10 protein-coding genes are annotated in these 15,254 nt (G+C 46.5%); 5 read left to right on the top strand and 5 right to left on the bottom strand.

The window, feature by feature from the left end; translation table 11 throughout:
- Positions 1-363 precede the first annotated feature (363 nt).
- Positions 364-3,780, bottom strand: coding sequence for a TonB-dependent receptor (locus AB2U10_RS06595; RefSeq protein WP_367913557.1), 3,417 nt, complete (start codon positions 3,778-3,780; stop codon positions 364-366).
- A gap of 462 nt (positions 3,781-4,242) precedes the next feature.
- Positions 4,243-5,781: a 2,3-bisphosphoglycerate-independent phosphoglycerate mutase gene (gene gpmI, locus AB2U10_RS06590; protein ID WP_367913556.1), complete on the bottom strand. Its 1,539-nt coding sequence runs from the start codon at positions 5,779-5,781 to the stop codon at positions 4,243-4,245.
- Positions 5,782-6,084: 303 nt separating this feature from the next.
- Here gpmI and AB2U10_RS06585 point away from each other — a divergent pair, with 303 nt between their 5' ends.
- Together AB2U10_RS06585 and AB2U10_RS06580 are read left to right on the top strand one after the other, a co-directional pair.
- Positions 6,085-7,422, top strand: coding sequence for an MBOAT family O-acyltransferase (locus tag AB2U10_RS06585; protein WP_367913555.1), 1,338 nt, complete (start codon positions 6,085-6,087; stop codon positions 7,420-7,422).
- Between the two features lie 3 nt (positions 7,423-7,425).
- Positions 7,426-8,430 carry a hypothetical protein gene (locus AB2U10_RS06580; protein WP_367913554.1) on the top strand — a complete coding sequence of 335 codons (1,005 nt, stop codon included), beginning with the start codon at positions 7,426-7,428 and terminating at the stop codon, positions 8,428-8,430.
- A 12-nt stretch (positions 8,431-8,442) separates the two neighbouring features.
- Here AB2U10_RS06580 and AB2U10_RS06575 read toward each other — a convergent pair whose 3' ends face one another.
- From AB2U10_RS06575 to AB2U10_RS06565, 3 genes are read right to left on the bottom strand one after another with little or no spacing between them, the layout of a single operon-like run.
- Positions 8,443-9,858: a hypothetical protein gene (locus tag AB2U10_RS06575; protein ID WP_367913553.1), complete on the bottom strand. Its 1,416-nt coding sequence runs from the start codon at positions 9,856-9,858 to the stop codon at positions 8,443-8,445.
- Positions 9,859-9,874: 16 nt separating this feature from the next.
- Positions 9,875-10,708, bottom strand: a complete 834-nt coding sequence (locus AB2U10_RS06570; protein WP_367913552.1) for an endonuclease/exonuclease/phosphatase family protein — start codon at positions 10,706-10,708, stop codon at positions 9,875-9,877.
- The gene (locus tag AB2U10_RS06565) at positions 10,705-12,990 is read right to left on the bottom strand and encodes an ATP-dependent helicase (RefSeq protein ID WP_367913551.1); all 2,286 of its coding nucleotides are present in this window, start codon (positions 12,988-12,990) and stop codon (positions 10,705-10,707) included. The genes AB2U10_RS06570 and AB2U10_RS06565 overlap by 4 nt, the downstream gene beginning before the upstream one ends.
- 257 nt (positions 12,991-13,247) lie before the next feature.
- On the opposite strand from AB2U10_RS06565, the gene AB2U10_RS06560 reads away from it, so the two are divergent.
- The 3 genes from AB2U10_RS06560 (at position 13,248) to gmk (ending at position 14,844) form a co-directional block, all read left to right on the top strand.
- On the top strand, positions 13,248-13,850 hold the full coding sequence (locus AB2U10_RS06560) for a sigma-70 family RNA polymerase sigma factor (RefSeq protein WP_367913550.1): 603 nt from the start codon (positions 13,248-13,250) through the stop codon (positions 13,848-13,850).
- Between the two features lie 18 nt (positions 13,851-13,868).
- A complete protein-coding gene (locus AB2U10_RS06555) occupies positions 13,869-14,180 on the top strand; it encodes a hypothetical protein (RefSeq protein WP_367913549.1) in 312 nt (103 codons plus the stop codon).
- 61 nt (positions 14,181-14,241) lie between these two features.
- The gene (gmk, locus tag AB2U10_RS06550) at positions 14,242-14,844 is read left to right on the top strand and encodes a guanylate kinase (RefSeq protein ID WP_367913548.1); all 603 of its coding nucleotides are present in this window, start codon (positions 14,242-14,244) and stop codon (positions 14,842-14,844) included.
- Positions 14,845-15,254 lie beyond the last annotated feature (410 nt).

Below are 15,254 nucleotides of genomic sequence, written 5' to 3'. Positions count from 1 at the left end.
CATTCAGCAATCAGCGGCTCTCCCACGATATTAGCGAAACGGATTCTACCAAAAACCGACTACTACTCACCGGCATAAGTCACCTGTTTAAATCACAAATTTAGATAAGTCTTTTGTATTTATCCATGAAATATCGAACAGTATATCGTTCAACTGTTTTTTCAGAACCGGCCGCTTCATCATTACTGTTTCCATATGTATCTATTACCCTGATAAAATTAACACCAAATTTCGTGCTGTCAAATACTTTCGTCACTTTACGCCCCATATCCCTGAATTTCTTATCCCTGAATAATTTATCAATCATCTGAAAGCAAAAAAGGCCCTCCCATACGGAAGAGCCTTTTCTGACCTTAACTATCGTTAGTTAAAGATATACCTTACCCCCAACTGAAGTTTCCAGGTTTCTCCGATACTATAGTTATAGTCATAAGGATCAGAGAAGTAGCTTCCGTCTTTCGCTTTAACAAATGAATAGGTAGGTACATTATTGCTGTCAATACTCTCCAGTTTAAGAATTCTCCCCTGGTTGATTGTATTGTATTGCGTTTTTCTTACACCCCATGTAGAGTTAATCAGGTTTCCCACGTTCACGATGTCAGCAATAAACTGAATGGTGTTTTTAGGACCACCTTGCTTGCCAACGTAGTATTCATGGGTCAATTTCAAATCGAAAGTATGAACCCATGGCGTTCTTGCCGCATAAGCTTCTGCATACTGACCCTGGTGAGCTTTAAGATATTTATCTCCTTCAAGGTATTTGAAGAATGCATCTTCGTCCGCCTGGCTGATGAATTTAATATCTCCTTTCGCCTTAGGAATGTAGATCAGATCGTTACCCATACCATCACCATTCAGGTCATTAGTATACATATAGCTGTAGTTAAATCCTGAGTTACCGGTATAGAACAGGTTCACATAGGTACCTGAGCCTGCATTACCCGCACTCCAGTTGAAGATCTTAGTACCTAATGATCCGATTACTCTGTGAGGAACCACATATTGCGACCGTTGAGCGGTTGGAATATGCGGGCCATTAACGGTTGGAATACCCTGATAAGCAGAAGCTGCGTTACTACCAGGCATACCGGTAACTTCTTTAGATTCTGTCCGTGTATAAGCGGCCATCAAATTAAGGTTCTTAAGCGGCTGCGCATTTACAGAGACATTAAAAATTCCTCCCCATCCCTCATTGGTATTTGTCAAAACATAGGCACTTCTATTGTTATAGGTTCTCTGAGCCATAACAGGATAAATATATCTGTCATCTGACCCGCTTAATTTCTTCCAGCTGGCATCCGGCTGCTTCCAGTCCCAGTTTTCTAACAATACACTGTAAATATTTTTGGTATAAATACCTTCCACACTCAGGCTCAACGGAAACGTAGCAGGAATCTTATAATCTACACCGATAGATGATTTCCATACCTGAGGCATTTTGAAGTCGGGGTCAACAGCATTTATATTACTTGGAAGTGCCCCATCTTCAGGTGAAATAGTGTTCTTTAACCCCAGCTTACTAATCATTTCCTGGGGATCCACAATCATTTTACCGGCTAACTGAGCCAATCTGGAATCCGTACTGGTGATTTGATTCAGTGCGGCGTTATACTTGGTTACCATGGCTACAGATCCCTGAACCATCCCTGAATTGGTGGGCATATTGGTGAAGTAAACCAGAGGAAGTCTACCCTGGAATACCCCTGTACCTCCTCTCACCTTTAAAGCTTTGTCTCCAAATACATCCCAGTTAAAACCTAAACGGGGTGAAACCTGCACTTTGGAAGTCGGCCAGCTACCGGTATCTATTTTCCTTCCTCCAAAATCCAAATTATAAATAGCATTATTCCGGATCAGGTTATCTACATACGTGATATTGTCTGCTCTTACCCCTAAAGTCAATTTGAATTTATCAGAAACGTTCCACTCATCCTGGACATATACGCCTATCTGATTGAAGGCCACTTCTGCTGTTGGGTTCGCTTCACCGGCATAACCGTAAGTCAAAGCAAAGTCAATGGGAGCTCTCTGATTGAGAAAATCATCCAGGCTTGCATATCTGTAATATCCTGTACCATTTCTCATATACGAGTTGTTGGCCATTTGATATTCATAGCTTAAACCTCCGGTGATCTTATGCTTATCCATATAATAAGTGATATTATCGGTGAAGGTCAAAATATTATTGTTTACCCCGTTATTCCAGGTAAACAGCTCATAACCCAATGACATATAAGGCTCAAGAATAGGCACACCGTTTGCATCACGCCCCGCAAGGATATCTACAAACGGGAAAGGACTTGAGTTGGTTCCCCGTATATCATTGATCTTGGTATAGGTAGCCAGGAACTGGTTAGAAAGTTTATTGCTGAAACGGCTGTTCAGCTCACCGGTAACAGAGTTCACAATATTATCCTGGGAATACAGGGCATTGGAGAATGCCATACTCATTTCTGAAATACGGTCATAAGCAGTTATTCTGTACCCTGCATCCGTAGAGTTACCGTTTGTTGGTTGCCAGTTTGTATTTTTAGTGTGATTATAGGTTAATCTGAACCGGTTATCATTATTGATGTTCCAGTCTAACTGACCTAACCATTTAAAGTTACTGATATCGGCCGGAAAATTATCGTAAGATCCGGCATCATATCCGTAAACCTCTTTCAGGTGTTGTTTTACCAACTCCATGTCTGATTTTTTCGTACGTGAAATTTTCAGATCTGTATTGGCAACACCATTCTCTGAAGGCCTCCACAATACCACCTGGCTTGGTCTTAAATCCTGCTCAACATTAGCGAAAAAGAAAAGCTTATTTTTGATGATGGGCCCACCCAGGGTAGCTCCTAAAATTCTTTTCGATTCTTTCAGCCTGTCACCTAAATCTACGTCACCTATTTTGTTGCCACGCATATTTTGATTAGTATAGTATCCGTATGCGGTACCTTTGAATTTGTTGGTCCCTGATTTGGTAATAGCATTAATGCCTCCCCCGATAAAGTTAGTTTGACGAACATCAAACGGAGCCACCACTACCTGGATCTCTTCGATAGCATCCAATGAAATAGGGTTACCTCCACCAGGAAGCGCAGAACTCAAACCAAAGTTATTGTTGAAGTTTGCACCGTTTACCGTAAAGTTTGTGCTACGTCCATCACCACCGGCAATGCTCATGCCCCCCCCACTATACGGAGACAATTTTGCAATATCTCCTATACTTCTGTTTACCGTTGGCATTGTGCTTAACTGGGCATTAGAAATGTTGGTGGAAGCCCCGGTTTTCTCTGTTGTAAAGTTCGTCTTGGTTCCGGAAACCACCACATCACTAAGCGTAATGCTTTCCTCCGATAATACCACATTATGTACGTAATCTTCACCCAGTGTCAGGGTAACCCCTTCTTTCACATTTTCTCCGTAACCAATACTGGTAATACTGACCCTGTATGGCCCGCCAACACGCATACCATTAATGGTAAAACGGCCATCAGCATTGGTCATCACTCCGTAGGTGGTCTGAGAAGGCACGTGCACAGCTACCACGGTAGCTCCTACAACAGCTTCTTTACTTCCATCGGTAACACGCCCGCTCATACTTGAGGTCGTTACCTGCGCAAATCCGGAAAATGATAAGAACATACCCATAAGGAATACGCTTACCACTTTGAGAAACGTAAATTTTTTGTCCATAAAACAAATTGAGTTTGTTTGAAATAGATTAAACGAAAACTTGTTTTTAAGCGTGATGCTAAGTTTTATTCCGCAAAAATAAAGGGAAAATTCCATATTCAATAATTAGAACATTTCCATGACCCTCATTTTACAATTTGATAATACGGGGAATTAGATAATTGTCTATTTAACTGATTCTGAGTTTTTTACCCCGGGTAGAATTAATAAAATAATTTAAAATACTTATTAAGAACAACTTATAATAAAAATAAGTCTCATTTGCATACCTGAAAAGGCAGGTTAAATACATTATTACAGCATATTACAATAGCAATGAGCCGGCTGTACCTGTCTCAGAATATTCCTGTTATTTTTTGTACTTTTTCAATATTTATATTTTATTTTCAACGACATTTCCTGTTTTTAAACAGGAATTATCCAAGAATATTACAAAAAAAGTACCTGAACTATTATTTAAATATTTAGTTAAATTTTAAATTAAAAAAACCTGCAAATAAGCGTCATTTTTTTATTTGTTCAGACCAAAGAAGTTAAACAGAACCAATTTAACCTGTCTTATATCAGCACATTTCCCGTCATTTCTGCCGGGATTGTCACACCCAATATCTTCAGTATAGTAGGCGCAATATCGCCCAGCTTACCGTTTTTCGGCGTGCCTTTATAATCCTTATCCACCACGATAAAAGGTACAAGGTTGGTAGAATGCGCCGTATTGACCGTCTTATCGTCGTTGATCATATATTCGGCGTTGCCGTGATCGGCAATCACCAGTGTGTCATAGCCGTTTTCGAGGCCGGTTTCCACTACATTCTTCAGGCAGCGGTCTACGGTTTCCACCGCCTTTATAACGGCCTGGAAGTTGCCCGTGTGGCCCACCATATCGGGGTTGGCAAAGTTCAGGCATACAAAATCCACTTCCCCCTTCTTCAGGTAAGGCACGAGGTTCTCCATGATGTTCTCTGCCGCCATCTCCGGCTTCAGGTCATAGGTAGGCACATCTTTGGGTGAAGGAGATAGCAGCCGTATCTCGCCTTCAAAAGGCTCCTCGCGTCCGCCGGAGAAGAAGAAGGTAACATGCGGGTATTTCTCGGTTTCGGCCGTACGGATCTGCATTCTGCCGGCCTTCTCCAGCACTTCACCCAACGTATTTGTCAGGTTATCCTTTTCATAGATCACTTTTACATTCCTGAACGACTCGTCATAATTGGTCATCGTAATGTAGTACAGGTTGAGGGTATGCATATTGTACTCGGGAAAGTCGTGCTGGGTCAGCACTTCGGTGATCTCCCGGCCCCTGTCGGTGCGGAAATTAAAGCAAAGCACCACATCACCCTCTGCTATAGTGGCTACGGGCTCGCCGTTCTCCTGCACTACTACCACCGGCTTCAGGAACTCGTCGGTCACGTCGGCCTGGTAAGAGGCTTCAAGCGCGGCGGATATTTCTGTAGCCTTCACATATGACTCGCCCTTGCCTTTCACCATGGCTTCGTAAGCCAGGCTTACACGGTCCCAGCGCTTATCGCGGTCCATGGCATAATACCGGCCGATCAGCGAAGCGATCTGCGCATTCTTTCCTTCGATATGCTGCTGCAGATCGCTGATGAAGCCTTTCCCCGATTTGGGGTCGGTGTCGCGGCCATCCAAAAAAGCGTGGATATACGTATGCGGCACGCCGGCATGATCAAAAATATCTACCAGCCCTTTCAGGTGAAATATGTGCGAGTGTACGCCCCCGTCTGAGCACAGGCCGATCAGGTGCACGGCCTTCCCGTTTGCTTTGGCGTATTCTATAGCTGCCGTTACTACCGGCTCTTTGGCCAGCAGGCCGTCTTCTACCGCTACATTGATCTTCTCCAGCTCCTGGTAAACGATCCGTCCGGCACCCAGGTTGGTATGCCCTACTTCTGAGTTCCCCATCTGGCCGGCCGGCAGCCCTACCGCACGACCGCTCGCTTCCAGCAGGCTGTGCGGGTACGTATTCATCAGATACCTGAAATAAGGCACATCGGCTTTCTCAATCGCTGACCGCCATTCTTCTCCTTCCTTCGGGATTCCCCAGCCATCCAGGATGGCCAGTATTACTTTCTTGCTCAATTTTAACCGTGTTTTGATGTACAAATTTACAAAAACCCCTTCTTTCTTCCAGCAATCCCGCCTGTTTTCATTTCAGTATTCTGCAAAAAAAGTAAATTCCGCCTTTCTCCGCAGCGGCCGGATCACGTTACTTAATGCGGGCAACGTTTCCATTATACAAAATCTATCCTTAATTTGCGGCCTCAAATCAATGGACCGCATAAAGATTAGTCTATGGTATTCAGTTCTTTTGAATTTTTTCTGTTTTTCCCGATTGTAACTTTCCTCTATTTTACAATCCCTCACAGATTCAGATGGATACTATTGCTTATTTCCAGTTGTATCTTCTACGCATTTTTCAAGTGGGAGTATATCCTGATCCTGTTTTTTACCATTGTGGTCGATTACTATGCTGCCTTCTGGATCGACCGGTCGCAGGGGCGCGAGCGAAAAATGGCCCTGGCCGTCAGCCTCATCGCCAATATCGGCGTGCTGGCCATGTTCAAATACTATTACTTCCTGATCGATAACTTCAACAGCTTTACTTTCAGGCTAAACGGCACTACGTACGAGCCCCGTTGGGACATCATCCTGCCCATAGGCCTCTCCTTTCATACATTCCAGGCCATGAGCTATACCATTGAAGTCTACCGCGGTCACCAGAAAGTAGAAAGGAATTTCGGTATTTACGCCCTGTACGTCATGTTCTACCCCCAGCTGGTAGCGGGCCCCATTGAAAGGCCCCAGAACATTCTCCACCAGTTCTATAAAAAATTTGATTTTGATGAAGCCCGCGTGGTCTCCGGCCTCCGCCTGATGCTCTGGGGCTTTTTCAAAAAAATGGTGATCGCCGATAATTTTGCCACCTACGCCGACGTGGTATTCGGCGATGTTCACCGTTACCAGGGGCTGCCCCTCATCGTGGCCATCCTCTTTTACAGTGTCCAGATCTACTGCGATTTTTCCGGGTACTCCGATATCGCCATAGGTACGGCGCGGGTCATGGGCTTTAAGCTGATGACCAACTTCAAAAGGCCTTACCTGGCCAGGAGCATTGCCGAATTCTGGAAAAGGTGGCATATTTCGCTCTCTACCTGGTTCAGAGACTACCTTTATATTCCCCTGGGCGGTAACCGGGTGGCGGTTCCCCGCTGGTACCTGAATATCCTGATCGTGTTCCTGGTCAGCGGCCTCTGGCACGGGGCCAGCTGGAATTTCGTAATCTGGGGCGGGCTGCACGGCTTTTACCAGATCTGCGGACATATGACAAGGAACCTGCAGAAAGCGGTGTTCACCCCGATGGGCAGGCTGGGCGGACTGCTTCAGAACTGGATCACTGTGGCCCTGGCCGTATTTGCCTGGATCTTCTTCCGGGCGCACAATTTCAAAGACGCCCGCTATTTTGCTACCCATCTCTTTTCAGAAAGCAGTCACTCGTGGAGCGAAATTGTCCGGATCATTACCCCCCAGACCCTTTTTACCCTGGCGGCGGGCTTCATTATCCTGTACACCATTGAAAAAATGCAGGAAAAAACAGATGTGGGAGTATGGGTAGATCACAGACCTCAATGGCAGCGCTGGGGTATCTACTATTTTTTCACCTTCTTTATTCTGGTGTTCGGTTATTTCGGTGCCATGCAGTTTATCTATTTTCAGTTTTAAAACATGGATAAGAAGTTCTTTAAATTCATCCCCAAGGTTCTCCTGTTCGGTGCCCCGTTTATTCTGCTGGCGCTGAGTTATTTTGCCTTTGACCCCTTCCATGTTTTGCGAAACTACCCTCATTACGGAAGCAATTACCTGAAAACCTTCAACCGGAACCGGCTAAGCACGCAAACCTACCTCAATTACAAGGATGAGTACAATTTCAACTCTTTTATCTTCGGCAGCTCGCGTTCAAGCGCATTTCATACCGAAGACTGGGGACCGTTGATTCATGAGCCGGCACCGTTTCATTTTGATGCCTTTAACGACAATATTTCGGGCATCCGCGGAAAGCTGGAATTCATCCACAAGAACGGGTCAAAAATCAAAAATGTCCTGATCATCGTAGACTCCGATACCTTCTCGGAACAATACGACGAATCAGAATCTATTGTGCACCATAAAGATTACCGCTGGACAAACGAGAACGCCCTGTCTTACCATACCCGCTTTTTCAAAGCCTATTTCAAGAAGAAGTATTTTGTTTCCTACCTCGACCTGAAGCTTTTTAAAACGTACCGGCCGGCGTATATGGACGAATTTTTTAAGTTCAAATATTATTATACCACCCCGCTGAACGATTTCCTTTTCCCGGAAAACATCGAAAAAATACAGCAGGATTCGGCAGGCTATTACCGGGATCCGGAGTTTCATGAGCGAATGGAAAACCCGGCCATGATGGACCGGCAGATCAAACCGCACCACCTGGCCGATCTGAAAGCCCTGGATTCCCTCTTTAAAATCCACCATACCCGTTACAAGATCATTATCGGGCCGGCGTTTGACCAGCGGGAGTACAACCCCATTGACCTGAATATCCTGGGCATTTACCTGGGCCGGAAAAACATTTATAACTACACGGGTAAGAACACCTATACCAATGACATCACGAATTATTACGAGATGTCTCACTACAAGCCGGTAGTGGGTAAAAAGATCCTGCAGGAAATCTACAGCAGCCGGTAAGGTTCACTGCCGTTAATGATTGGCCAGGTATTTCTGGTAGAAGCTGTCTTCTTTGCTGGAATACTGGATCAGCTCCTGCTCATGCGCATACTTTTTAAAGTATTCGTAGATGCTCTTGTTATCATCATGCCGGTAAATTTCGCGGTGCTTATCTATTTTCATTACTTCGTTGTGCATCAGCTTGTCACCCAGGATGTAAAAAGTAAAGAACACATCTATTAACAGTACGGGCACCAGCCAGCGCACTTTTTTCAGTACCTGCGTTTCAAAACTCAGGGCCACATAAAACACGATCACCGTAAAAAAAACGATAGAAGTACGCGACACGAGGTCATTGTACACTCCTACCCTGAACATAGAAAAAACCAGTAAAATACCGCAGACACAAAAGCTGTAAAGCCGTGCCTGCCTGTCTTTGACAAAGAAGAAGATCAGTGTGCCAAACACCAATACCTGAGGGAAGATCTGCCCGGCCCAAACGGGTATTTTTACCAGGCGCCTGTTGGTAAGAAACAGGAATTCACTTACTCCGCCCCCGTTCGAGCTCTGGTAAAACAGGGCAACAGGTATAACCAGAAGCAGGTAACGCAGACTGTATATGATCAGACCGCCTATCTCTCCGGCCCTTCCGTAAATGATCATCCCGGTAACGATCACCACCGCCATGCCGATGGCCGGGAACACCCCCCAGGTGAGGCTCAGCACCAGCGGAAACACCAGGAGCTTCAGATCAAGCCCCCGGGTAAGCTGATGAATAAAGATGCTGAGCACCAGCAGCGTGGGCAGGAACTGGTTAGGCACCCAGCTGCTTTGTTCAAAAAGGCTACCCATAAAAACGGGCCACTCATGCTGGGGAAAATCACCCAGCCTTCGGAATACCTGGGAATTGAAAAACACAGCCGACTCGCCCAGAGCCAGAAATATTCCCACCCTCAGGAAGCTTCTTTTCAACAGGTAAAAGGCCCAGGTCAACACCAGCATGTACCCGCTCCATGACCATACAATAAGCACCAGGTTAGAATATTGCCCGTTCAGCTTCATCAGGTAAGCGGGCACCAGGTAAAATGAAAAATAGTAGATAACCTCCCGTGCATTATACTCGTAGAGCAGCGGCCAGGGCGAAGTGAAAAGGTTGTACAGCTTGGCGTTGTGCCCCTGGAAATCCAGCGCCTGTGCCACCAGGTTGCCTATGCCTGCCAGGAGGGTCCAGGCCAGGGCCAGCACGCAGAGTATAGCCAGCGCTTTCCAGCCCAAAGGCCTCTCTTCCGGCCCGGAAACCCGTTTTAAGTAAAAATAGAGAAGCACCCCGGTACCGGCCAGCAACAGCCCGTTCACCGGGAAACGAAACCAGTACAGGAAAAACAACAAATTGGGGGCCAGCAGGTAAATTACAGTACAACGGATCAACCGGGAGGAGATTCTGTGCATAAGTATGTATTATTATCTATTTATCGATGACCAGGTCTGTCACTACCGGTAAATGATCTGAAGGGAATTTCTGATGGTAGCTGTCGGTCAGCACCCCGTATTTCAGCACCTTAATGTTATCCGATACAAAAATATAGTCGATCCGGTCGTTCAGCGGCGCATCGTACTTAAAGGCATTAAATGTACCCACAGGCCCGTAAGGCTGCTGCACCGATGCACCGAAAGCATCATTATAATGAGCACTTATGTGCCTGATCTGCTCTGTTTCAGGGGTGGAGTTAAAATCGCCCATGCTGATCACAGGAAGCTTCCCGGCAATCTCCTTCATCTTGTTCACCAGCAGCACGCCTGAGTTGCGGCGGGCCTCCACGCCTTCGTGGTCAAAATGCGAGTTGAAAACATAGAATTCCTTCCTGGTGGCCAGGTCTCTGAACCGGGCCCACGAGCAGATCCGGTTGCAGCAGCGGGCATCCCAGCCTTTCCCCGGCTTATCCGGCGTTTCGCTGTACCAGAAGTCGCCTGACTTCAGGAGCTTTAAACGGCTCTTTTTATAAAAAATGGCCGAATGTTCCCCGGCATCCCGGCCGTCGTCGCGGCCTGAGCCCGTATAGGCATAGTCTTTCAGCCGCAGAATATCATCCAATTGCTCCTTAAAGCCTTCCTGGGTGCCCATGATGTCAAAATCATGGTACCGGATCAGCTCATTGAGCTTATCCCGCCGGTTTTCCCAGTTATTTACTCCGTCATTGGCCCGGTTCATCCGGATATTGTAGGTGGCCACCCGCAGGCTTTGCCCGAACAGGGTTACGGTACAAAACAGGGCCGTTAGCAATAAACCTGTCTTTTTCATATAATTCTCAGTTTAGCAAAACTCAAAAGTAGCGTTTTTTCGCCTTCTTTTTCAAATTGGATGACGGCTTTGGCCGTTGCTCCCATCTGCTCCATCTTTTTCACCTCTCCGAAACCGAATTTGGGGTGCTCTACCCGGTCGCCGGCCTTCAGATCACGGGTATCTGAGGGGGTAAAATCAGGTGTGGGAACGTGCGCCTCTACCGGCCGGGCCGCCTGCACCGGCTTAAGGTGGCTGGCAGCGGGGGCTCTTTTCACAGGCTCTCCTATCCCGGCCGGCCGGCGGGTTACGGCCGCCGCCGGTGGTCCCGCGGCTTCAAATCCCTGCGGTATGCCTTTATCGCCCAGCAGGAGGTATTTACTGTCAATTTCTTCCAGGAAACGGCTGGGCTCGCAAAAGGTCATCTTACCCCAGGTGTAACGCTGCTGGGCGTAGCTGAGCGTGAGCTTCTTTTCTGCCCGGGTAATGGCCACATAAAAGAGCCGGCGCTCTTCTTCCAGGTCATCGCGGCTTTTCAGCATCATCTGGGACGGAAACAGGTTTTCTTCCATTCCCACCACAAAAACATGCCTGAATTCAAGCCCTTTTGCCCCGTGAATGGTCATCATGGTCACCTTGTCGTTATCGCCGTCGTCTTCCTCATCGGCCGTGGTCAGCAGCGACACCGTCTGCAGGAATGCGCCCAGCGATTTGTCTTCGTTCTCATCATTGTCTACAAAAGCCCGGATGGAGTTCAGCAATTCCTGAACGTTCTCGTGCCGGGCCACCCCTTCTACGGTCTTGTCCATGTACAATTCATGGAGCAGCCCGCTGGTTTTGGCCACATGCATGGCTATGGCGTGGGCATCCTTACCCTCTTCCAGCATCAGGATATAGCTGCGGACCAGGTCGGCAAAGCCCTCGATGGCATTGGCTGCCCGCCCCTCAAAAAAATTCCGGATATGGCTCACCACATCCCATACACTGACCTGCTGCTCTGCCGCGGTAACCACAATTTTGGCTACCGTGGTATCTCCTATCCCGCGCTTGGGCTGATTAATGATCCGCTTGAAGGCCTCTTCGTCTTTCTGGTTGGCCGTAAAACGCAGGTACGCCAGGATATCCTTGATCTCTTTCCGCTGGTAAAAAGAAAGCCCCCCGATGATCCGGTACGGGATATTGATTTTGCGCAAAGCCTCTTCAAAGGCCCTTGACTGCGCATTGGTGCGGTAAAGAATGGCAAAGTCGTTGTTCTTCAGCCCGGTCAGCTTTCCTTCAAAGATTTCGTGCGAGATAATCCGGCCCTCTTCATTATCCGACATGGCCCGGATCACCTCAATCCTGGCTCCTTCCTCGTTATCCGAAAATATGGTCTTTTCAAGCTGGCTTTTGTTCCTTGCTATCAGGGAATTGGCCGCATTCACAATATTTTTGGTGGAACGGTAGTTCTGTTCCAGCTTCACCACCTTCAGATCGGGGTAATCTTTCCTGAAATTCAGAATATTCTGGATGTTGGCCCCCCGGAAAGCATAAATACTCTGGGCGTCATCGCCCACCACGCATATGTTCTGGGTCACGGCGGCCAGCTTCCGGGTGATCAGGTACTGGCTGATGTTGGTATCCTGGAACTCATCCACCATCACATGCCTGAACTTGTGCTGGTATTTGTTCAGCACATCAAGGTGATCGCGGAAAAGCACGTTGGTGTTGAAAAGCAGGTCGTCGAAATCCATGGCATTGGCCGAGAAGCAGCGCATGGCGTACGTACGGTAGATCCGGCCCAGCTCAGGCATCTGGGCTGCGGTATCTTCGGCCTGGAAAATAGGATTATCGTTATACATCTGCCAGGATATCAGGTTGTTCTTGGCCCCCGAAATCCGGTTCAGCACGTAATTCGGCTTATAGGTCTTGTCGTCGAGCTGCATTTCCTTGATGATAGAGCGGAGCAGCGACTTGCTGTCGTCTGTATCATAAATGGTAAAATTGGACGTATAGCCCAGCTTAAACCCGTCGATCCGTAAAATTTTGGCAAAAACCGAGTGAAAGGTACCCATCCACAGGTTCCGGGCCTCCGGGCCGATGATCCGTTCGATCCGCTCCCGCATCTCCTGGGCAGCCTTGTTGGTAAAGGTCAGGGCCAGTATATTGAAGGGATCAACGCCGTGATCGAGCAGGTAGGCTATCCTGTAAGTAAGCACCCGTGTCTTGCCTGAGCCCGCACCGGCAATGATCATGAGGGGGCCCTGTATGTGTGTTACCGCTTCACGCTGCGGTTCGTTTAATTCCGATAAATAATCTCTCACCTGTAGAAGTAACGCTAGTTTTATGCAAAGATACATATTCCGGTGTTTAGTTCCGAGTACAATAGCTCCGGGTGAAGAGTATGGAGGCGTCGTTGTCCATTGTCAACTGTCAATTGCCCATTGTCCATCAAAAAAATGAACTCCGGATAAAAAATGTCCTTCTCATTCTCCATTCAGCCCGGAAAAGTTCAATTTTATACCAAACTAAATGAACGGGATAAAAAAAAAAGGTAATTTTGCAGAAACCATAAAATCACATGGAGGAAGAAGAAATAGAAGTGAGCAAACCCAGATATACCGATGAAGAGAAACATCGGATATTCAATCAAGAGTTTATGCCTCAGATAGACTCCATGTATAACTTTGCCTATCGACTGACCAACGACGAGGACGATGCCAATGACCTGCTCCAGGATACCTACATGAAGGCCTTCCGCTTCATTAACTCCTTCCAGCAGGGCACCAATGCCAAGGCGTGGTTATTTAGAATTCTTAAAAACAGCTTTATTAACGACTACCGGAAAAAGAGCAAGGAGCCGTCGAAAATAGACTACCAGGAGGTGGAAACCGTTTACAATTCAAACGAGGATGCTGAAGTGGAAAGCACTACAGATCTGCGTATTGAGGCGGTTCAGGACCTGATTGGCGACGAGGTGGCCACTGCGCTGAACAGCCTGCCTGTTGATTTCCGGACCGTCATCATCCTGTGCGACATCGAAGGCTTCACTTACGAGGAAATGGCCAAAATTCTGGATATACCCATAGGTACCGTGCGGTCAAGATTGCACCGTGCGCGGAACTTATTGAAGGAGAAATTACGTTCTTATGCAAAGTCCATGGGATATAAAGAATTGAGATGATAATAAACTTTTTTGGAAATGGCTTCTAGCTCGCATATGAATCAGGCGAATGAGCACGACAAGTGCGTAGAGAAGATGGTGCAGTCGGTTTTAAATGGCTCCCAAACGATTGAAGAACTGAAGGCTCGCCTGGAAGCAAGCGACGAGCTGCCGGAAACAACGGATGAACTGGAAAAAATCATCAGGGATTGCCTCAAAAACAGAGTGGAAAGGAAATGCTGCCCGGAAAAAATAGTGAATGAGGTAAGGCTAAAAATAGGAATCGGCGTTCTCCTCATCATCGGGCTGGTCATTAACATCAAAGTTATCCAGGAGATATTTATAGCATAAAAACAGGGAATAACCCCATAAAGAACCACCTCTACGGTGGTTTTTTATAATTATATGTACCATGAACGGAAAAGCTGTTATTTTCTGCGCCCCTTCGGGCTCAGGTAAAACCACTTTAGTCAGGCACCTTTTGTCTGCGCACGAGAACCTGGGTTTCTCTATCTCGGCCTGCACGCGCGACAAACGCGGCCGTAACGAGGTACACGGAAAAGACTATTATTTTCTCTCCATTGAAGAGTTCCAGCAGAAGATCAGGGAAAATGCGTTTGTAGAATGGGAGGAAGTGTACCCCGGCGGGTATTACGGTACCCTGAAAAGCGAGGTGGAGAGGTTATGGTCAGAAGGCAAAAACGTTATCTTTGACGTGGATGTGAAAGGCGGACTGAAGCTGAAAGAATATTTCGGCGAAAATGCACTGGCCATCTTTGTGAAGGTACCCTCGCTGGAAGAGCTGGAAAACCGCCTCCGGAGCCGCGGAACCGAAACGGAAGAAAGCCTCTCCAAACGATTGTACAAAGTGAAATTTGAAATGTCGTTCCAGGATAATTTTGACGTGGTTCTGCTGAACGATGACCTGGAAGAATCGCTTAGCAAAGCCGAATCGCTGTATACGGCTTTTGCTGAGGGGAGGCTAAGGGTGGATGAGAAACCACTGAGAGTTTAGCAGTGAACAACTAACAGTGAACAATTAACAGTGAATAGTCAACAACTAACAGTGAATAGTTATGGTACATATAGTATAAGAAATGTTCCGAAATTGTTCACTGTTCACTGTTAGTTGTTCACTAAAAATAAAAGAATGTTCCGAAATTGTTCACTGTTCACTGTTAGTTGTTCACTAAAAATAAAAGAATGTTCCGAAATTGTTCACTGTTCGCTGTTAGTTGTTCACTGAAAATAAAAGAATGTTCCGAAATTGTTCACTGTTCACTGTTAGTTGTTCACTAAAAATAAAAGAATGTTCCGAAATTGTTCACTGTTCACTGTTAGTTGTTCACTGAAAATAAAAGAATGTTCCGAAATTGTTCACTGTTCACTGTTAGTTGTTCACTGAAAATAAAAGAATGTTCCGAA

The sequence above is a fragment of the Leadbetterella sp. DM7 genome (genome assembly GCF_040829825.2).
In the GTDB taxonomy this organism is placed as follows: Bacteria; Bacteroidota; Bacteroidia; order Cytophagales; family Spirosomataceae; genus Leadbetterella.
Note: the sequence above shows the minus strand (reverse complement) of the source record. Positions and strands in the feature narration are given on the sequence as shown.